Source organism: Curtobacterium ammoniigenes NBRC 101786 (assembly GCF_001571045.1).
Lineage (GTDB): Bacteria > Actinomycetota > Actinomycetes > Actinomycetales > Microbacteriaceae > Curtobacterium > Curtobacterium ammoniigenes.
On sequence record NZ_BCSV01000004.1, the window covers coordinates 244,241 to 263,704 of the forward strand.

Genomic DNA, 19,464 nt, shown 5'->3' on the forward strand with positions numbered 1-19,464 from the left:
ATGGACTGGTCGCAGCGGGGCTCAGAGGGCATCATCGTCACCGAGCCACAGCCGGGCGTGATCCAGATCCGCATCGACCGGCCGGACACGCGGAACGCGCTCACGATCGAGATGTTCGACGTGCTCCACGGACTTGCGATGGACATCGGTCGCGATGACGACGCTCGCATCGTCATCCTCACCGGCACCGGCCCCGCGTTCTGCTCAGGGTTTGACCTTCGGCAGGCAGAAATGCTGACCGAAGCGGGACCGCTCGGGATGCTGCGTCTGCAAGACCGCGCCGCTGACGCCATGCTGGCGTGGCGTGCACTTCGCATTCCTGTGATCGCCGCCGTCAATGGCGACGCCGCCGGGGGCGGTCTGGCGCTCGCGCTCATCGCCGACATCCGTCTTGCCGCAGCGAAGGCACGGTTCAGCGCAGCATTCGTCCGAGTCGGCCTCTCCGCAGGCGACCTTGGCACGTCGTGGACGCTGACCCGTCTCATCGGGCCCGGCCGTGCGGCGGAGCTCTGCTTCACCGGGCGCTTCGTCGACGCGGCAGAGGCAGCGAATATCGGCCTCGTCAACGCCGTCATCGAGGAGGAGCAGGGGGACCTCCTCGCGGCGTCGCTTCGGATGGCGGACGCGATCATGGCGAACGCTCCCGGAGGCGTGCAGCTGTCGAAGCGCGCGCTGCAGGCGAACATGGAAGCCGCCTCATTCTCCGCCGCGATCGAGCTCGAGAACCGCGGGCAGGCGCTGCTCACCCGCACTGCCGACATGGTGGAGGCGATCCAGGCCTTCCGCGAGAAGCGCACCGCGCGATTCGTCGGGAACTGACCATGCCCGACCGCCACGTCCCCACCGCGCCCGCCGCGGACGACCGCGAGCTCACCACACTGCGGATCGAGCACCACGCCGATGGAGTCGCCGTGCTCCGTCTCGACCGACCCGACCGTCGGAACGCGCAGACCGTGCGGATGTTCGCCGAGTTCGGGATCGCCGCCCGGCAGCTCAGCGGGAGCGCCGTGCGCGCGCTCGTCATCACGGGAACCGGTGATCTCGCGTTCTCCGCCGGGTTCGACCTGGGCGAGATCGATGTGATCGCCGCCATGGGCGTGCGCGACTTTCTGCAGTTCCAGGAGACGGCGACCAACGGGATCCAAGCGCTCCGGAGCCTCCCATTCCCCGTGATCGCGGCGGTGCAGGGCGCCGCAGTTGGAGGCGGCCTCGCGCTGGCCCTGGCGGCCGACATTCGCCTCGTTACCCCATCGACCCGACTGAGCGCCGCGTTCATCCGCATGGGGCTGTCGGCGGGCGAGCTCGGCACCTCGTATCAGCTCCCCCGACTCATCGGGCCCGGCGTTGCCGCCGAATTCGCCTATACCGGCCGGACGATGGACGGCGCCGAGGCGGTTCGCACCGGACTCGCGAACCGGATGGTCGACGACGATCGGCTCGACGCGGAAGCGCTGACGCTCGCCCGCACCATCGCGCAGCGCGACCCGGCCGAGGTCCGACTCGAGAAGATGCTGCTGCACCGTGCGATCGAGGTGCCATCGTTCGCCGCGATCCTCGACCTCGAGCGCGCCCTCCGCCTCGCCACCGCGGGAGAACCCGCGTGATGCACGCCGACTCGCCGCCGCTCCCGGAGGCGCTCGGCGACACCGCCGCGCTCGGTGCGTTTCTGCGGGCGCGCGGGATCCTCGACGAACCATTCACGGCAGCCGCGATTGGCGACGGCCACTCGAACCTGACGTTCGTCATCACGGGCGTGGAATCCGGTCGTCGTGTCGTGCTGCGACGACCACCGGACCACGGCTCCGGTTCGTACGACGTCCTCCGAGAGGCACGCTTCATCCAGGCCCTGGCGGGCACAACCGTTCCCGTGCCGCGGGTCCTCGCCACCGCAGACCCGCTGAACGACGGCGGCGCGCCGCTGCCCGTCGCCTGCTTCGTCGAGACATACGTCCCGGGGGTCGTGGTGACCACCGCGACACCGGACGCGCTCGCGGATCCTGCGACGCGCCTCCGGTGCGGGCTGGCGATGGCGGACGCACTCGCCACGCTCCACGCGGTCGATCCCGAGCGCGCCAGGCGAGGCGGTCCGGGGTCGGCGAGCAGCGCCGACGGCCGTGCGCACGCGGGGCCGCGGGATGGATCCGACCCGGGGCAGACCGGTCCGAACCGGAGGCTCGTCGAACGTCTCGCCCGCCTGGTCCAGACCGACGATGGCGAGGTCGAGGGCCGGTTCCGTCCGGCGCACGATTGGCTGCTCGCCCACGCGCCCGCGGCCGGCGAACGACGCATCGTGCACGGCGACTACCGCCTCGGCAACATCATGTTCGATCCCTCATCACCGGGACGCATCGCGGCCATCCTCGACTGGGAGCTCGCGACCATCGGCGATCCGCGCATCGATCTCGCGTGGATGCTCCTCTGCACACCCGACCCCGGCGAGCCTCCACTGCCGATCCACGCGCTCGACGCTGCGCTCGCCGAGCAGGGCTGGCCGTCGCGCGCCGCGTTGCTGGAGCGATACGAAGCCGCTGCCGGACATGCGCCCGGCCCGTTGGAATGGTTCACGGTCCTCGCCGCCTGGAAGCTCGCGGCGCTCTACGCGTACTCCGCGCGAACGAGCGCCGATCCGTATTACGACGACGACACGCACGTCACGCGGTTCCTCGACGCGGCGAACCGACGTGCGGGGATCGCGGCATGACCGGATTCGCCGACGATGCGATCGCCATCGGCACGACCGATGTCCCCGACGGATGGTTCGACCGGTTCATCGTGAATCTCCACCCGGCTGACGCGTCCGCACCGACACTGCACATCGGCGGCGGGGTGTATCCAGCACGAGGCGTCGCCGATGGGTTCGTGCTCGCCGTGCTCGACGGCGAGCAGCGCAACCTCCGGCTCTCGACGACGCTCGCGGACGTCCGCGAGACCGCGAGCCGAAGCGTTCCCGGCGGCAATCCCGCGGCGCAGGTCGGCTCACTGCACTGGACGACCGTGGTGCCGATGCGCCACTGGCAGGTTCGCCTCGACGACAATCCGAGCGGCGTCCGGTTCGAGCTCGACTGGCATCGCCGCCTCGACCCGTGGTCCGCCCCGCTCACCGTGCACAGGGACGCCGAGGAGACCGCCCGATTCGACCACCTCGTGCAGTCCGGCATGGTCTCCGGCCGGATCGACATCGACGGACACCGGGTCGACGTCAGCGGCTGGCCGAGCGCCCGAGACCGCTCCCGCGGAACACGCACGCTGCACGGTGGCCACGGTCTGCACCTCTGGGTCGTCGCACACTTCCCGACCTGCAGCGTCGCCGCGCTCCACGTCATCGGTCGAGACGGTCACGCGGTGCTCACCGACGGCGGGATCGTCCACGCGGACGGCCGGATCGACGACATCGTCGACGTGCGCCACAACCTCCGGTTCGACGCTCTGCAGGATCTCGTCGGCGGATCGCTCGCGGTGACCACAGCCTCCGGACTGACCCTGCAGCTCGACGCGACGGTCGGCATGCGAGGCGGCTACATGAGCGGCGGCGGCTACGGAGGCGCGCACGGCGCCGACCGCGGGCGCGCCCACGTCGAGGCAGACGTCTACCCGCTCGACGGATCGGTCGGCCCGAGGCTGCTCGACACCCCGCTGACCGACCGCGCTGTCCGGTTCACCGGGCGGCACGCGGACGGCACTGCCGTCGCCGGCTCGGGCATCATCGAATTCGCTCAGACCCGGAGCGCGCGGTACGCCTACCGGGCGACGCTCGAGCCGAAGGCGGACGCGCTCGTGCCGAAGGCGGACGCGCTCGAGCCGAAGGCGGACGCACTCGAGCCGTCCGACAAGCAATCCGCGGCGCCGAGTGGAGGCGCGTGATGGACCTCGCCAGTTTCTGGGCCGCCATCGATGCAGTTCCCGTCGCAGACGATGCGGAAGCGCTGTATCAACCGGATCCCGCGGGCCGACGCCGACGCGCGAACCTGGAGCGATACCTCCAGCTCCTGATGGAGCAGGGCACCGACACCATGCTCCTCGCGGAGGCGCCGGGCTGGCGAGGGATGACGAACACCGGGATCCCGTTCATGAGCGTGCGGGAGCTGACCGCTCGGCCCGGCATGGTCACCGGCGCGGTCGACGGCGACGGCTTTGCGGCACCACCGGAGCCCACCGCGCTCTGGGAGGCGTCTTCCCGCGTCGTCTGGGCGGCGCTCGCGTCGTGGACCGGGCCGCTGCCGGTGTCCTGGCCGGTGTTCCCGCATCACCCGTTCGTGGACGGGAACCGCCTGTCGAACCGCACTCCGCGGCCTTCGGAGGTTCGGTCGGGCGCTGACGCGGTCGGGGCGCTCGCCGCCGCCCTCGGCATCGAACGGTTCATCGCCGTCGGCCGGAAAGCCGAAGGGGCGCTCGTCGCTGCAGGGATCGCCGCGATCGCCATCCGGCATCCCGCCCAGGGAGGCACGCGCCAGTTCACCGAGCAACTCGCCGCCCTGAACACACCACCGGACGACCAGAAGGGCCGGTGACGCTACTGCGTCTCGACCGAGATCCCGCGCTCGCGCAACGCCTGGTCGACGTGTGCCGGGAGCGGTGCCGCGATGTACACCGTCTCCAGCGCCGGAAGCGTGAGGATGTCGTCCCAGTTCTGCGGGTCGTATCGATCGTCGTCGCCCTCCCAGCCGGGATGCACGTCCTGGTAGATCTCAAGCGTCGAGTCGACCGTGAGCTCGGTGATGAGACTCAGCTGCGAGGGCAGCACGTCGAGATCGTCGTAGTAGTCGCGGGCGGCCGCATCCTGCCCTTCGACGTCCTCGTCCTCATCGCTTTCGTCGTACTCGTCCGGCTCGTACGGGTCGAGGACGTCGAGGTCGAAGCACAGCACGTCGAGGACGAGCAGCTTCGCGTTGAAGTCCGCGAAGTCGTAAGGCTCCTCGGTTGCGTTCGAGACGTCGGTCATGCCCGGGATGGTATTCCTCCAGACCCTGAGAGTCATCACGCTGCTGGCCCTCGCATCCGGCCCGGCTCCCGTCGCACCCGCGCACCGCTCCGCGGATACGATCGGGGCCGATGAGCGATGGCGGACGGGACGGGCACGCCCGCGGCACTGCCGCCTACCGCCGGCTGCAAGCGGCGCTCCTTGCCGTCGGAATCGCAATGTTCGCGCAGCTCTACGCCCCGCAAGGGGTCCTCACGGAGGCGGCGAACGCGCTCCGCATCAGCCCCGACCAGTCGGCGCTCCTCATCTCCGCTGCCACAATCGGGCTGGCCGCTGGGGTATTGCCGTGGTCATGGGTCGCGGACCGGATCGGACGTCTCCCCGCGATGCGGATCTCGCTGCTCGCGGCGCTCGTGCTCGGGGTGACGTCGACCCTCTGGCCGGACTACTCGGGCGTCCTCGTCGTTCGATTCCTCCAGGGCGGCGCGCTCGGCGGCACGCCGGCCCTTGCGCTGACCTATCTGCAGGAGGCGGTCCATCCGTCGGACGCGCCGCGCGCGGCCGGCACATACGTCGCCGGCACCACCATCGGCGGCATGGCCGGACGACTGCTCGCCGCACCCGTCGGGGCCGTCTTGGGGTGGCGCGTCGGCGTCGGAGCCGTCGAAGCGCTCTGCGGCCTCGCCGCGGTCGCGTTCGTGGTGCTCGCTCCGAGCACGGAGGCCCCCGGCGAACGACGACGTCGGCGCGAGATGCCGTCGCCAACAGGAGCCGACGCTTCACTGCGAGCGCGGGTTCGCGCGCTTTCCACTGCACCGATGCTCGTCCTGTACCTGCAGGGGTTCGCGCTCATGGGCGCCTTCGTGAGCGTGTACAACTACCTCGCATTTCGCGTCGAAGCGCGCCCGTACGAGGTGCCCGCGTCGGTCGCCGCGCTGTTCTTCCTCGCCTACCTTGCGGGCACATGGTCGTCGGGCGCGGCCGGTGCGCTCGCCGCGCGCCGATCGCGACTGCCGGTGCTGCTCGCGGCGGCGGGAACGATGATCGTGGGGCTGCTGCTGCTCATGACGCCGTGGCTGCTGACGATCCTCGCAGGTCTCGTCATCCTGACGGTCGGATTCTTCGGCGCGCACGCGGTCGCGTCGGGGTGGACGGCCGCACGCGCTCCGGTCGGGCGCGCTCAGGCGGCGTCGATCTACAACCTCGCCTATTACCTCGGCTCGAGCCTCGTCGGGTGGCTCTCCGGGGTCGTCTTCGCCGGCAGCGGCTGGACGGCAATGATGATCGGGCTGATCGGTCTCGTCGCGGCGTCGGCCGTCGCGGCAACCCTGACCCTGGGAACGTCGCCGGAGCGGGTGGGTCGGCGGTTCCGCTAGCCCGCGGGTGCGACGTCCGGGACCTGCTCGCCGGTCAGTCCCTGAACCACCGTCTTCGCCACCGACCAGTACTGGGCGTAGTGATTTGGATCAGCGTTGACCTGGACGGCGTGCGCCGCTTCCGTGGGCGTCATCGTCTTCCAGCCGGGAAGGGAGACGAGCTTCCGGAAGAACATCGTCGCCGCCGTGTACGGATCCATCCGGTCGGCGAGCGTGCCCCACGCGCCGTTCGCCCGCTGTTGGAAGAGGCCTCTGCTATCCGGACCGGCACTGTCGCCATGGCTGAGGTTGACCAGACCGGACTCGCCGATCGCCGTCATGACCCCGACGGTCTGCGTGTGCGGTCCGATCCCCATCGCACGGGCGGCGGCGATGACGGCGGCGGCGTTCTCGAGACGATCCTGGCAATAGCCGCCGACCGGACCGGCCGGAACCGGGATCCGGTCGACGACCTGCGTCGACGCGGTCGGGCAGGTGACGGCGTTCGGGGTCGCACTCGACCCGACGAGGCCGCCGAATGAGTGAATCGCGAGCACGACGAGGACCACGACTCCCGCCACCGCGGCGAGCAGACCAGCGCCGAACACCGAGGTCATCACGATTGCGGCGCGGCGCATGGAGTCCTTTCCGTCGGCGGCCCCTGAGGGCGAATTGGCCCGGACTGGGGTGCCCGGAGTGCGCAATGACAGTAAAGACGGTTGCTCCGAAGAACCTCCACCGTTCCTCGCCGTGTCGTGGGAATGCAGCCGCCATCGCGGCTCCGGTCGACTCATCCTGTGGATTGACGCATGGTCATCGAGCCCGACGGTAGCGTTGCTTGCGTCGAAGGGAGACCCGTGGAGACGACCGTCCACGACCGTGCGCTCGGTGTGATCTTGGCGAGCGCATGCGGTGACGCATTGGGAGCCGGGTACGAGTTCGGACCCCCGCTCCCTGCGGACGAGCCGATCACCATGCGCGGCGGTGGCAACGCCGAGTGGGCGCCCGGGGAATGGACCGACGACACCAGCATGATGATTCCCATCCTGGAGTCGATCGCGTCCGGCCACCCGCTTGACGATCCGTCGACGCTCGGGCGCATCGTCGCGGAGTGGGCGGACTGGGCGCAGGATGGCGCGACCATCGGCCGTCAGACGGCTGCGGTCTTCGGCCGACTGACCGCGAACACGGAGGACGCCGCTCGGGCCGCCGCCGCCGCCGTCCACGCAGAGCGAGGGCGTTCGGGCGGGAACGGCTCCCTGATGAGAACCGCACCGATCGCGCTCGCGTTCCTCGGCGACGGGCAGAAGCGGCCCCTTGCGGACGCCGCGCGCCGCATCAGCGAGCTCACACACGTCGACGAGGACGCCGGAGACGCCTGCACGCTCTGGTCGGCGGCGATCCGCAGTACTGTTCGCCGCGGCTCACTTGAACTCCGCGCTGGGATCCCGCTGCTCGCGAAAGATCGCCGGACGATCTGGCTCGACCGCATCGAGGAAGCCGAGCAGTCGCAACCGGAAGACTTCACCGATCGCAACCGGTGGGTCGTCGGGGCGATCCAAGGCGCCATCGCAGCGGTCGTCCGCGGGTCCGATCTGGTCGACGTGATCGAGCGCGCGGTGCGCGGCGGGAACGACACCGACACGGTCGCAACCATCGCTGGAGCGCTCGGCGGCGCGGTGCACGGCGCGTCGGCCCTCCCGGAGCGCTGGACGCTCCTGGTCCACGGATGGCCTGGCAAACGGCTCGAGTGGCTGCAGACCCTGACGGAGCGCGCGCTCGAGCGCGTCCCCGAGATTCGGCGCAACGAGCGGGCCTGATCCGGTCCGGCCGTGCGGCCGGGTGAGCCGCGGGGGCTTGGTCGGCGCCGGGTCGACAAGCGCCAGGCCCGGTCAGCGCCAGGTCGATCCGTGCCGGCCCGGTCAGCGCCAGTCGATCGGGGCCGGGCCCGTGGGCGCCGACTCGATCAGCGCCGGGTCGACCAGTACGCGACGGCGACGAGAACGGGCTGGAAGAACAGTCGCCCGAATCGCTTCGTGTCCGAGTCGAGCCCGAACGCGGAGCGCTGGTGGATGAACTGGGACACGTTGCCGGGGAACACGGCGATGAAGAACAGCGCCGCGAGCGCGCCAATGCTCCGACGCCGCTTGCGCGCGAAGACCAGCAGCAGTCCGAGCACGATCTCTGCAACGCCCGACAGGACCACCGTCGTGTCCTTGCTCGTCGGGACGAACTCAGGAACCTGCGCTTGGAACTCCTCGCGCGCAACCGTCAGATGACTGACGCCCGCGCCCGCGAGCGCAGACCCGAGGCTGATTCGGGCGAACCGGCGCGCGTTCGACGGCGAGGAGTTCGATGTTCTGCTCATATCGGCTACGCAACACCGCGCGGCTGCCGGTCGCCTGAGCGGGTCTCACTCGGGGTCGCAACCCTGAGTGGCTGTTACTCGGGGTCGCGGGCCTGCGCGAGCAGCGGACCACGGGCCTCCGGCGCAGGGAGAAACGCTTGCGCCGCCGTGACCATGCTGGTGACGACCGGCCCTGTGTCTCCCCAGAGGCCGAGGAAGCGCCTGCCGCGAACGTCGACTGATACGTCTTGGACAACTCCCGTCAGATCCGTGGTGAACGCGAATCGGTTCGAGGTAGCGCCGTAGCCGACAGTAAGGACGTGCTCCCACGGCACCGTGACGAGCAGTCGTTCGTCCTTCGTGCTCCAGACCGAGATTCCGGACGGTGCGACGCCGACAACGAGGTACGACGGCAGGTCCGTCCGACGCGGCACTCCCAGCGCAGACAGCGCCGGGACCATCCGCGCGGACCGCAACGATTGCGCGAATACGCCAGCGGGCTCTCGGTCGGCCTGCGCCGCGACGAGCCGGCGGCTCGGGCGAGTCAGCATGACAATCACGAGGACAACGAGTGCGATTCCGATGACGAACACGCCGATCATGATCCCGAGGTCCCCGTCCCGGGCGCCCCGACCGAACACGAGAACGGAGCGCGCGATCGCTATGACCAGCGCGATGACCGGAATGATCCAGCGCACTGGGCCCAGCGCATTCCGTGGCGGTTGTTCGTTGACGGGCATCGGGCGCCTCTCGCTCGCGACGATCCCTCATCGTCGACGATTGCGAGCATGGCAGCGCGGGCCGCAGGTGCGCTACCCCACGTTGTAGCGCGTGTCGGGCCCGGGATCGACGCCTGGTCTGGCAGTTCGTGACGATGCTCCCAGGCGCGCCCGCATCTCGCACAGGCGATCGAGCGTAGACGGGGCGCATGACGAACTTCGGCTACACGCTCATGACCGAACAGAGCGGCCCACGTGAGCTCGTCCGCTATGCCGAGAAGGCGGAGGCGGTCGGGTTCGACTTCGAGGTCTCCAGCGACCACTACTTCCCATGGCTCGACAGCATGGGTCACGCGCCGTACGCCTGGACGATGCTCGGCGCTGTCGCGCACGCGACCAGCACCGTCGAACTCATGACGTATGTGACGTGCCCGACGATTCGGTATCACCCGGCCGTGGTCGCGCAGAAGGCCGCGACGCTCTCGTTGCTGTCCGAGGGCCGGTTCACGCTCGGTCTCGGGGCGGGCGAGAACCTGAACGAGCATGTCGTCGGAGAGCGCTGGCCCGCCGTTGGCGAACGTCAGGACATGCTCGAGGAAGCCGTGCAGATCATTCGCGCACTGTTCACCGGCGACACCGTGACCTGGGAGGGCAACCACTTCCGGGTCGATCAGGCGAAGCTGTGGGACGTCCCCGACGACGGCGTTCCGATCGGGATCGCCGTTTCTGGGCCGGTCGGCATTCGTCGGTTCGCGCCACTCGGCGATCACATGATCACCACTGACCCGGTCGCTGACCTCGTCACCGGGTGGGACGCGCATCACGATGGCGCGTCGCGGAAGATCGGGCAGATTCCGATCTGCTGGGACCCTGACAAGGACGCTGCGATCGAACGGGCGCATCGGCTGTTCCGGTGGTTCGGTGGCGGATGGCACGTCAACGCCGACCTTCCCACAACCGCGTCGTTCGACAGCGCGAGCCAGTTCGTACGCCCGGAGGACGTGGCAGAGTCGATTGCGTGCGGCCCCGACCTCGATGCGATTGCCGAGAGCGTTCGGCCGTTCCTCGACGCGGGCTTCACCGATATCGCGCTCGTGCAGGTCGGCGACGAGGGCCAGGACCGCTTCCTCGATGAAGCGGCCGAGCCGCTCCTGGAGCGTCTCCGCGCGCTCAGGTAATCGAGCGCGCGGGTTCCGCTGTTCGGGAGCGCGCAGCCTGCTGTTCGGGAGCGCGCGGCCTGCTGTTCGAGCGCGCAGGCCCGCGGTTCGGGCACGGGAGTTCCGTCGAGCTGACCCCCGCATCCGACGACGCTCACGGCGCTGCGCTCCCACCCCACGGCGCCGAGCGCCGATACGGTAGCGACATGGCGAGGACGGGTCGCGCGCGTCGGAGAGAGCAGGAGCCGCCGGCATTGCCGGGCACCATCGCCGTGGTGGTCGCCTGCGTCGCGTTCTACAACGGGCTGATCATCCCGGCGGCGGGCACCTTGGCCCATGTCGTCTTCGGCGCGATCTTCGGGGTGATCGCGGTGCTCACCGGGTGGCGCACGGTCGTGATCACCCGCCGTCGGAGCGCCGGCCGGTTCGCTGGCGTCTTCGGCATCGCCATCGGCGGCATCGGTCTGGCCATGCTCGCGTATCAGACACTCGTGATCCTCACGCATGGCGCGGTCCCGCCGCCGTTCTGGGCGCCGTACGCGCATCGGTGACGGCGACCGGCGGGCGCTCACCGAGCCTCCCGGGCGCTCACCGAGCCTTCCGGGCCCTCACCGAGCCTCCGGGCGCGTCGGAGCAGGATGGGCCGCATGGATGCCCATGCTGCGCTGTCCGAGATCGCGTTCTGGCTCGAGCGCGATCTCGCGCCTGCATTCAAGGTGCGAGCGTTCCGTACGGCGGCCGGGGCAATCGCCGGCCTGGATCCTGCCCATCTGGAGGCGCGTGTCGCGTCCGGCACGATCGAGCGCGTCAAGGGTGTCGGCTCGCGCAGCGCCGAGGTCATCGCTGAAGCGTTGCAGAACCGGGTCCCGCAGTACCTCGTCACCCTGAGGGCGAATCGACGCGAGCCGATGCCGGACGGGCTGACGTCCGCACGAGCACTGGCTCGTACGGCTCGAATTCGCGGCGACCTGCACACGCACACGGAGTGGAGCGACGGTACGACCTCACTGGAGTCGATGGTCGAGGCGGCCGCAGCGCTCGGGCGCGAGTGGATCGCGATCACGGACCACTCCGAAGGACTGTCGATCGCGAACGGTCTCTCGCCCGATCGGCGGTCTGAGCAGATCAGCCAGATCGCCGATGTGGACGAAGCACGGAACGATATCGCGGTGCTCCGCGGGATCGAGGTCGACATCCTCGAGGACGGTTCACTCGACGGGTCCGAGACATTGCTCGATGCGCTCGACATCGTCGTGGCCAGCGTCCATTCGAAGCTGCGGGCACCTGCCGACGCGATCACGGCGCGGATGCTCGGCGCCATCGAGGACCCGCACGTCAACGTCTTGGCGCATTGCACCGGGAGACTCGTCGCCGGCGCGCGTGCACCGCGACCGCAGTCCGCGTTCGATGCCCCGGCGGTATTCGAGGCGTGTGCGGAGGCGGGGGTTGCTGTCGAGATCAACAGCCGCCCTGAGCGGCAGGACCCGCCGGACGATCTCGTCGAACTCGCGCTCGACATCGGATGTCTGTTCAGTGTCGACAGCGACGCTCACGCACCCGGCCATCTCGACTTCGTCCGCGATGGCATGGCGCGCGCCGCAGACCTCGGCGTTCCGGCGGAGCGGATCGTGACGACCTGGCCGCTCGACGAGGTGCGTACGTGGGCAGCCCGTCGGCGGTAACTGCGACGATGGAGTCATGACCGGACCCGCGCCACGAATTGACGCGATCGACATCGTGCGGTCCGTCGGCCCGCAGGCGTTCGCCCGCGCCCGGGACATCGTTCGCCAGGGCCTCGTCAGCGGGTTCGCCTTCGATCCGGCGCTGCAGCTCGTCACCGCGCGGGTCGCCGGAACCGCAGCGGCACCGTACGCCGTTCGGATCACGCTCCGGCCGACTGCTCACGACACCCTCCGCCCGGTGGCTTCCGGGTGCACCTGCCCGATCGGGTCGGCGTGCAAGCATGCCGCCGCGGTGCTCCTTACGATGAACGCGCAGGCCGTGCGGTCGACGGTCGACGCTCCCGATCCTCGGGACTGGCGGGCGGAACTCGCTCGCCTCCTCGCGGACGCCGACCCCGACGCGCCGACCCAGACCGTTCCGCTCGCGCTGCAGTTCGAAGTACGCGACGTCCGTCGGACGACCAAGCTCGGTGTCCGGCCGCTGGTGCGCAGCGCGAACGGCAATTGGGTGCGTGGACAGCTCACCTGGGCATCGCTGCCGTACTCGATGCATCGGCTGGGTCTCCGTCCGACGCAGCACGCGTGGTTCATGCAGTTCGCGGCGCTGCACCGTTCCGGCGCGATCACCGGTATCCCGGCGGAGTCTGATTGGCTGCACCTCGACGACTTCGCGTCGCCGCTGCTCTGGCCGCTCCTCCACCGCGCGGAGGAACTGGCGATCCCGTTCGTCCTCGGAAAGACCGCGGGGCTCGTCCACGTCGGGACGGAGGCACGGGTGCTGCTCGACGCGACCCGCGACGGAGCCGGGTCGGTCACGGTGCGGACGACCGCGGTCCTCGATGGTCGGGTCGCCCCTGCCGGACGCGTCGGTGTCATCGGTGACCACGGGCTATACACGTGGCGAGACCAGCCGGAGGCGCGTGTGCAGCTGGCGCCCGCCGTCGCGCCGATCCCGGAGGGCCAGCGCCGGATGCTGACGGCTCGCGAGCGGGTCATCGTCCCCGCCGAGGGCGCCGAGGAGTTCGTCGCCGACTGGTCGGAGCGCCTGGGCGCCGGATCAGGGCTCGTGAGCACCGACGGGTCGCTCGCACTTCCCGGCGTCGGCACACCCGAGCTCGTGCTGACCGTCGAGTTCCTACCGGACGAACGCATCCGCCTGGAGTGGCGCTGGCATGTCGACGGCCGCCGCGACCCCGTCTCCATGCATGCTCCGACGCCCGACGCAGCGACGCTGCCAGAGCCTCCCGAATCGGCGCCGTGGTTCGCGGACGCCGTCCTCGCCGATGACGACGCGATCGAGTTCGCCGAAGAGACATTGCCGCTCCTGCGGCAGCACGAAGCGTTCCGGGTGGTCGTGCGCGGTGAGCGCCCGGCGATCGAACATCTCACGGAGCTGCCGACCCTGCACCTCACGACGGTCGAATCGGTGCACCGCGACTGGTTCGACCTGTCGTTCGTGGTCACCGTGCAGGGGCGGATGGTGCCGTTCGTCGATGTCATGACCGCGCTCGCGAGCGGGCGGAAGCGCCTGAAGCTCATCGACAACTCGTCGGTGGCGCTGACCAACCCGATGTTCGACCGGCTGCGCGACCTCATCGAGGAAGCACGATCGCTCGCGGAATGGGAGCCGAACGCTCCGATCCGGCTCCGACCGGAACAGGTCGGGCTGTGGTCCGAGTTCGACCAGCTCGCCGCGGAAAGCGATGCCGACGACCGCTGGCGTGCGCTCGCGAGCGGACTTCTCGCGTTCACCGACCCGGAAGCCGCCATCCCGGAACCGGCGGTGCCCGCCGGACTCACCACGACCCTCCGCCCCTATCAGCGCGACGGCTACGCGTGGCTCACGTTCCTCGCCGAGCATGGGCTCGGCGGTGTGCTCGCCGACGACATGGGGCTCGGCAAAACGGTCCAGGTGCTCGCGTGGATCGCCGGGCTGCGCGAGCGGAACCCCGAGGACCGCGCGCCCTTCCTGGTTGTCGCGCCGACCTCGGTGGTGTCCAACTGGGCGAGTGAGGCACGTCGCTTCGTCCCGTGGCTCCGCGTCGCGGCGATCACGGCGACGACGCTGAAGCAGCACGACCTGGTGGCGACCGCAGCCGTGGCCGCCGACATCGTGGTGACCTCCTACGCCCTGTTGCGCTTGGACGCGTCCGAGTATCAGGCGGTGACGTGGCGCGCACTCGTGCTCGACGAGGCACAGTTCGTGAAGAACCCGGGCTCGCAATCGCACCGCTCTGCCGTCGCAGTGCCGGCACAGACGAAGATCGCGCTCACAGGGACCCCCCTCGAGAACGGCCTCACCGACCTCTGGTCGCTCTTCGCGATCGTCGCCCCGGGTCTGCTGTCGACGCTCACCCGGTTCACCGACGACTACGTCAAGCCGCTTGCCTCCGACGACCTGACCCCAGAGGCGCGGCAGGCGCGCACGGATCGCCTGCGTCGTCGAATTCGACCGCTCATGCTTCGACGGACGAAAGCCGCAGTCGCAACCGACCTCCCGGAGAAGCAGGAGCAGGTGCTCCGTCTCGATCTCGATCCCACGCATCGAGAACGGTACGACCGAACGCTCAACCGAGAGCGGCTGAAGCTCCTCGATCTCGTCGACGACCTCGATCGACACCGGATGACCGTCTTCCGGTCGCTGACACTCTTACGGATGCTCGCGCTGTCGCCGGCCCTCGTGTCGGAAGCGGACGCCGAGATCCCGAGTGCCAAGCTCGACGTGCTGCTCGATGAGCTCGCGCAGCTCGCATCCGAAGGCCGCCGCGCGCTGGTCTTCAGCCAGTTCACGTCGTTCCTCCGGCTCGTCGGCGACGCGCTCGATGAGCGCGGCCTGTCCTACGAATACCTCGACGGCGCCACTCGGCAGCGGCAGCGAGTAGTCGACCGATTCCGAAACGGCACCGCGACCGCGTTCCTCATCTCGCTGAAAGCCGGCGGGTTCGGCCTCAACCTCACCGAAGCCGACACCGTCTTCGTGCTCGACCCGTGGTGGAATCCGGCGGCCGAGAATCAAGCGGTCGATCGCGCTCATCGGATCGGTCAGCGGAACCCGGTGACCGTGATCCGCCTGATTGCAGAGAACACGATCGAAGAGAAAGTGCTCGCGCTAGCGACTCAGAAGGCGGCCCTGTTCGACGCCATGATCGACGACGATCAGCTGTTCGCCGGGGCGCTCACCGCCGCGGATGTGCGTGCGCTGCTCGAGTAGGAGCAGACGTGCGTTCGCTGCGGGAACAGCGTTCAGGCAGCTGGGGCCCCGCCGTCGGGGCCTTGCGGATCGGGCTCGTTCGCCGCGACGTCGTCGAGTTCGGCGTCACGCTCGGCGCTCTGCCCGTCGTCGGCCATGACGCTCTCGCGATCGGTCGCGTGGTAGTGGGCGGCAGCCTCCTTGGCGTCCTCGATCGCATGTTCGCTGCGCTCGAGGGCCGTCTCCTCGTGATTGTTCTGATCGCTCATGGTGTCGACGCTACCCGGCGTGTCAGGGCCACGCCGGACTCCGCTGCACCATGAGCGGTTCCGCCGCCTCGCGGCGTCCCTCGAGTCCCGATCGAGAAAGGACCATCCGGCGTGCAGCGGAGGTGTGATTTGGCGGGTGAGCATTTCGTCGAACGCTCCCTGCCACAGTCGTTTCATCGCTGGGGACGGCCCGGAGCGTGCTTCGCTCGCAGCAACGTTGGGGGTTGAACGAAGGAGCGAGATGAACGACCACGAAGCGAACGACGGCGATAGCGCCCTGAGCGCGACACTGGCACAGCCCGTGACGAGGCGCACCGCCCTGTCTGCGGCCGCCATCGCAGCTCCCGCCGTAGCGCTGAGTCTGGCGGCGCCCGCCGCCGCCGCGTCAGCCGGAACCACCCTCACTCTTGCGGCTCCCGCGTCCGCGCCAGTGACATCCGACATCAACAGCCAAATCGTGGTGACCGTGAAGACCGTCTCTGGGGTACCGCTCGTGGGTGAGGCCGTCCTGTTCGCAGTCGACCCCACCTCCGTCGGTTCCTTCCCCGGGGGATCCGGGCAAGGAAGTGGCGTCACGAATGACGCGGGGCAGGCGCAACCCACGAACCTTCAGCTGACGGCTCCGGGAACACTCGCGATCACAGCAACCACGGGCTCGGCAACGGACACTCGGACGATCACTGTGGTCCCGCTGGCGCTCGCGTTCGACGCCCCGGATTGGGTGGAGCACGGAACGGCGCCCGTCACGCTGACCGGACACGCCGAAGGACCGGCCGGGACAACACTGTCCGTTGAGTACGACACGGCCGGCACCGGCCCGGCGACCGTGACGACGACCGCTGACGGAACATTCGCGCTCCCTGTCCAGGTGTCCGCGGGAGCGACGAGCACCGTGACCGTCAGCTCGCCGCTTCACGCGCCAATCAGTGCAACGGTGACGCAGTACACGGGATACATCGAGATGCCCGCCTGTCGCATCTTCTACACCCCAGAGTCCGCGGGCATTTCCGGCCGCGTCGTTGGCACGCCCTACCCTCCGACCGTGACAATGGTCGACTCGCACAATTCGAGTGATGTCGTCACCGCTACGGTCAACCCAATCGACGGATCATTCACCGCGGTTCCCCCCTACTACGGCAATTCACAGGTCACCATTGCCGCCCCGGGCTTCATCGGCCCGACCATCGCCGCAAATCGGGGCTCCACGTCAATGCTCGCGGGCGTGCTACCCGCCGTTGCCGCTGTCCCTTTCAATGGTTCCGTAACCTTGGCTTTTTCCAATACCGAACGCGTATCGGTTAAATACCCGAATGGGTTCTCCGGCCCCGCGGCCCTCGCGTCTGGGGATCCGTTCGTCGTTACGAATACGATTCCCGGCGCCTTTGGAACCATCACCCTGACCGGTGCCAATACCTACAAGATTCCGGCGATCTCACTCGGCTAGGTGGAGCGTGCGGCATCGCGGCGAGAGACAAGCTTGCCGCGGCGCACCGTCGCGCGAACCGCAGCCGTGCTCGGATCAATGACGACGAAGTCAGCGGGCGCCCCGTCGGAGAGCGGGGCGCCCAGCCCAAGCGTCGAGGATGCCGTTTGCGACGAGGCCCGTGCGATCTCGGTGAACGAGGCGCCAGCAGCTCGCAGTCGCATCACGGCTCCGGCGAGCGTGGTCGTGCTGCCGGCAAGCGCACCGTCCGCATCGGTGCGCGCAACGCCGCCCGATACGGTGACCGCGGAGCCGGCGATCTCGTAGCGACCGTCGGTCAGCCCGGTCGCAGCCATCGCGTCCGACACGAGCGTGAGGCGTCCTCCCGCCGTCCTGCGAAGCAGCTCGACGACGCGATCATCGAGGTGCTGTCCGTCGACGATGCATTCGAGCGTTAGCCGCGTGTCGGTGAGCGCCACACCGACGGGTCCCGGAGCGCGATGGTGGAGCGGCGGCATCGCGTTGAACACGTGTGTGACCACGCTCGCGCCGTGATCGATGGCCGACTCGACCGTGGCGGCATCCGCGTCGGTGTGTCCGATCGCGACCACGACGCCGGCCGCGACGAACCGGTCGATGGCGTCGAGCGCCCCCGGGAGTTCCGGCGCAATGGTGACCATGCGCAGGCGGCCACCCGCAGCCTCCAGAACGTGGTCGATCTCCGCCCGGTCGGGATCGCGGAGCAGGTCAGCCGCATGCGCGCCGCGGCGCGACGGGGCAATCCACGGCCCCTCGAGATGCAGGCCGACGATATCGCCCTCGTCGACCGCGGTGGAGAGCCGCGCGATCGCCTCGAGGGTGTCCTCTGGACGACCCGTTGCAATGCTCGCCAGCATCGACGTGGTGCCGCCGTGCTGGAGCGTTTCCACCGCGCGAGCGATCTCGGTCGTGCTCGCCGTGCTGAAATCCGCGCCCGCGGCGCCATGCACATGCTGGTCCACGAAGCCGGGGAGAACGACACCGGCCGCACGCCATGTCGGGAGGCTCGAGTACGCTTCCGGCAGCGCCCCACTTCCGGCGGCGGCCACCGTTCCGCCGTCGACAACGATCCACGGCGAATCGCGGACCCACCGGTCTTGGGCGTCGCCCTCGGATTCCGTTGCTGACGCGGGCGTTGAGCGCGCAAGCACGGCATATCGGTCCGGAAGCTGCCGGAACGGCGGCGTCAGCGCGGGCGATTCGGAATGGGTCATCGATGCCGAGGATAGTGGCCGACGTTCGGGGCGTACCGTGGTCGGTAGCGCTTCACCGGCGCTGGGATCAGGAACCCAAGGGGGCTTGCGATGCAGGCATTCGACGAGCGCGCCCGCGCGCGCACAACCGCGGTCGATGCACCACCGGACGCACCGCGGCACCGGATCGACATGGACGCCGACGAAGGAGCGCGCAGGCCGCGCGAATCGACGGTCGTGAGCACGGAGATCCACGGATCGGATCCCGAGGCTGCCGCAGCGATGTATGCCGAGGCGTACGAGTCGACGCACGTGCGATTCGAACCGATCATGGACGACTTCGCGTACTCGTACCGTGTGACGGGCGACGATCGCGTGACGCTCCGATCCTCCTCCATCGCCGCCACGCGCAGTGGATCGCCGCGAGGCCTCCGGCAATACATTCTCGGATGGTCGAATCAGCACACGTTCACCGTCGACGACGACGCGTTCGGAACGGTCGCGGTCGACCGCGGAGTGCCGATCATGCTGCCGCTCGGGCGCGCGGTCCGGGTCTCCGCTCCCTCCGGAACCATGCAGTTCGTGCATATCGACGCCGGGTTCCTCGAGGATGTCGCCGCGCTGATGACCGGAGAGCCGCCGGAGTCGCTGTCGCTTCCGGTCATGGTCGATGCGGACGCCATCGCCGCGCTCCGAACCGCACTGTGCCGAGTCGTGCCAGCGCTGCTCTGTGCTTCGACGGATGGGCAGCGCCGGAGTGCGCTCGATGTCGAGCTCGGAGAGACCATCTTGCGCGCGTTCGCACCCTTCCGCGATTCGCTCGACGGCACCGGGCATTCGGCGGTGAATCGGGCGAAGGACGCGATGCTCGCGCAGTACGCCAGGCCGCTGACCGTCGCGGACGTCGCCGAAGCAGCGGGCGTGAGCGTACGGACGCTGCAGCAGGCCTTCCTCGGCGAGACCGGCGCCGGCCCGATGCATTACCTGCACGAGCTTCGCCTCGCCAAGTGCCGCCTGGCGCTCCGGCGGGCGAATGCGGGCGAGACGGTCGCCGAGGTGGCGCGCACGTGCGGCTTCCGGCACATGGGCCGGTTCGCCGGAGACTATGTGGGCAAGTACGACGAGTACCCGAGCGACACGATCCGCAGGCACTGGTAACCCGCGGAGGCGTT

General features: G+C 69.3%; 19 protein-coding genes. 13 read left to right on the forward strand and 6 right to left on the reverse strand.

Going from position 1 to position 19,464, the window contains the following annotated elements; translation table 11 throughout:
- The 5 genes from CAM01S_RS10190 to CAM01S_RS10210 are packed head-to-tail and all read left to right on the forward strand — an operon-like array spanning nucleotide 1 to nucleotide 4,508.
- Entirely contained in the window at nucleotides 1–819 is an 819-nt protein-coding gene (locus tag CAM01S_RS10190; protein WP_066520665.1) for an enoyl-CoA hydratase/isomerase family protein, read from the forward strand.
- Nucleotides 820–821: 2 nt separating this feature from the next.
- Entirely contained in the window at nucleotides 822–1,604 is a 783-nt protein-coding gene (locus tag CAM01S_RS10195) for an enoyl-CoA hydratase/isomerase family protein (protein ID WP_066520667.1), read from the forward strand.
- The gene (locus CAM01S_RS10200; RefSeq protein ID WP_083527968.1) at nucleotides 1,604–2,701 is read left to right on the forward strand and encodes a phosphotransferase family protein; all 1,098 of its coding nucleotides are present in this window, start codon (nucleotides 1,604–1,606) and stop codon (nucleotides 2,699–2,701) included. The genes CAM01S_RS10195 and CAM01S_RS10200 overlap by 1 nt, the downstream gene beginning before the upstream one ends.
- The gene (locus CAM01S_RS10205) at nucleotides 2,698–3,861 is read left to right on the forward strand and encodes an Rv3169 family protein (RefSeq protein WP_066520671.1); all 1,164 of its coding nucleotides are present in this window, start codon (nucleotides 2,698–2,700) and stop codon (nucleotides 3,859–3,861) included. The genes CAM01S_RS10200 and CAM01S_RS10205 overlap by 4 nt, the downstream gene beginning before the upstream one ends.
- Nucleotides 3,861–4,508 carry a uracil-DNA glycosylase family protein gene (locus CAM01S_RS10210; RefSeq protein ID WP_066520672.1) on the forward strand — a complete coding sequence of 216 codons (648 nt, stop codon included), beginning with the start codon at nucleotides 3,861–3,863 and terminating at the stop codon, nucleotides 4,506–4,508. The genes CAM01S_RS10205 and CAM01S_RS10210 overlap by 1 nt, the downstream gene beginning before the upstream one ends.
- A 2-nt stretch (nucleotides 4,509–4,510) precedes the next feature.
- Here the strand turns inward: CAM01S_RS10210 and CAM01S_RS10215 are convergent, their stop codons facing one another.
- The gene (locus CAM01S_RS10215) at nucleotides 4,511–4,939 is read right to left on the reverse strand and encodes a DUF6892 domain-containing protein (protein WP_066520674.1); all 429 of its coding nucleotides are present in this window, start codon (nucleotides 4,937–4,939) and stop codon (nucleotides 4,511–4,513) included.
- A 110-nt stretch (nucleotides 4,940–5,049) separates the two neighbouring features.
- Here CAM01S_RS10215 and CAM01S_RS10220 point away from each other — a divergent pair, with 110 nt between their 5' ends.
- Nucleotides 5,050–6,294 carry an MFS transporter gene (locus CAM01S_RS10220; RefSeq protein ID WP_066520675.1) on the forward strand — a complete coding sequence of 415 codons (1,245 nt, stop codon included), beginning with the start codon at nucleotides 5,050–5,052 and terminating at the stop codon, nucleotides 6,292–6,294.
- Here CAM01S_RS10220 and CAM01S_RS10225 read toward each other — a convergent pair.
- Complete coding sequence (locus CAM01S_RS10225; protein WP_066520678.1) at nucleotides 6,291–6,911, reverse strand: hypothetical protein; 621 nt, start codon at nucleotides 6,909–6,911, stop codon at nucleotides 6,291–6,293. The genes CAM01S_RS10220 and CAM01S_RS10225 overlap by 4 nt on opposite strands.
- Nucleotides 6,912–7,130: 219 nt before the next feature.
- Here CAM01S_RS10225 and CAM01S_RS10230 point away from each other — a divergent pair, with 219 nt between their 5' ends.
- Nucleotides 7,131–8,093, forward strand: a complete 963-nt coding sequence (locus CAM01S_RS10230; protein ID WP_066520685.1) for an ADP-ribosylglycohydrolase family protein — start codon at nucleotides 7,131–7,133, stop codon at nucleotides 8,091–8,093.
- A 146-nt stretch (nucleotides 8,094–8,239) separates the two neighbouring features.
- Here CAM01S_RS10230 and CAM01S_RS10235 read toward each other — a convergent pair whose 3' ends face one another.
- Nucleotides 8,240–8,641, reverse strand: a complete 402-nt coding sequence (locus CAM01S_RS10235) for a DoxX family protein (RefSeq protein WP_066520688.1) — start codon at nucleotides 8,639–8,641, stop codon at nucleotides 8,240–8,242.
- Between the two features lie 74 nt (nucleotides 8,642–8,715).
- Entirely contained in the window at nucleotides 8,716–9,360 is a 645-nt protein-coding gene (locus CAM01S_RS10240) for a hypothetical protein (RefSeq protein ID WP_157071509.1), read from the reverse strand.
- A 188-nt stretch (nucleotides 9,361–9,548) separates the two neighbouring features.
- Between CAM01S_RS10240 and CAM01S_RS10245 the strand changes: the two genes are divergently transcribed.
- The 4 genes from CAM01S_RS10245 to CAM01S_RS10260 all read left to right on the forward strand — a co-directional run bounded on the left by CAM01S_RS10245 (nucleotide 9,549) and on the right by CAM01S_RS10260 (nucleotide 15,389).
- Nucleotides 9,549–10,517, forward strand: a complete 969-nt coding sequence (locus tag CAM01S_RS10245) for an LLM class F420-dependent oxidoreductase (RefSeq protein WP_066520690.1) — start codon at nucleotides 9,549–9,551, stop codon at nucleotides 10,515–10,517.
- 185 nt (nucleotides 10,518–10,702) lie between these two features.
- Entirely contained in the window at nucleotides 10,703–11,047 is a 345-nt protein-coding gene (locus CAM01S_RS10250; RefSeq protein ID WP_157071510.1) for a hypothetical protein, read from the forward strand.
- A gap of 96 nt (nucleotides 11,048–11,143) precedes the next feature.
- Nucleotides 11,144–12,178, forward strand: coding sequence for a PHP domain-containing protein (locus tag CAM01S_RS10255; RefSeq protein WP_066520694.1), 1,035 nt, complete (start codon nucleotides 11,144–11,146; stop codon nucleotides 12,176–12,178).
- Nucleotides 12,179–12,194: 16 nt separating this feature from the next.
- A complete protein-coding gene (locus tag CAM01S_RS10260; protein WP_066520700.1) occupies nucleotides 12,195–15,389 on the forward strand; it encodes a DEAD/DEAH box helicase in 3,195 nt (1,064 codons plus the stop codon).
- Nucleotides 15,390–15,421: 32 nt separating this feature from the next.
- Here the strand turns inward: CAM01S_RS10260 and CAM01S_RS10265 are convergent, their stop codons facing one another.
- Entirely contained in the window at nucleotides 15,422–15,637 is a 216-nt protein-coding gene (locus CAM01S_RS10265; protein ID WP_066520701.1) for a hypothetical protein, read from the reverse strand.
- 241 nt (nucleotides 15,638–15,878) lie between these two features.
- On the opposite strand from CAM01S_RS10265, the gene CAM01S_RS10270 reads away from it, so the two are divergent.
- Entirely contained in the window at nucleotides 15,879–17,081 is a 1,203-nt protein-coding gene (locus CAM01S_RS10270) for a hypothetical protein (RefSeq protein ID WP_066520702.1), read from the forward strand.
- Here CAM01S_RS10270 and nagA read toward each other — a convergent pair.
- Nucleotides 17,078–18,313 (reverse strand): N-acetylglucosamine-6-phosphate deacetylase, encoded by a 1,236-nt coding sequence (gene nagA, locus CAM01S_RS10275; RefSeq protein WP_066520703.1) that lies wholly within the window; start codon nucleotides 18,311–18,313, stop codon nucleotides 17,078–17,080. The genes CAM01S_RS10270 and nagA overlap by 4 nt on opposite strands.
- 90 nt (nucleotides 18,314–18,403) lie before the next feature.
- Here nagA and CAM01S_RS10280 point away from each other — a divergent pair, with 90 nt between their 5' ends.
- Nucleotides 18,404–19,450, forward strand: a complete 1,047-nt coding sequence (locus tag CAM01S_RS10280) for a helix-turn-helix transcriptional regulator (protein ID WP_066520704.1) — start codon at nucleotides 18,404–18,406, stop codon at nucleotides 19,448–19,450.
- Nucleotides 19,451–19,464 lie beyond the last annotated feature (14 nt).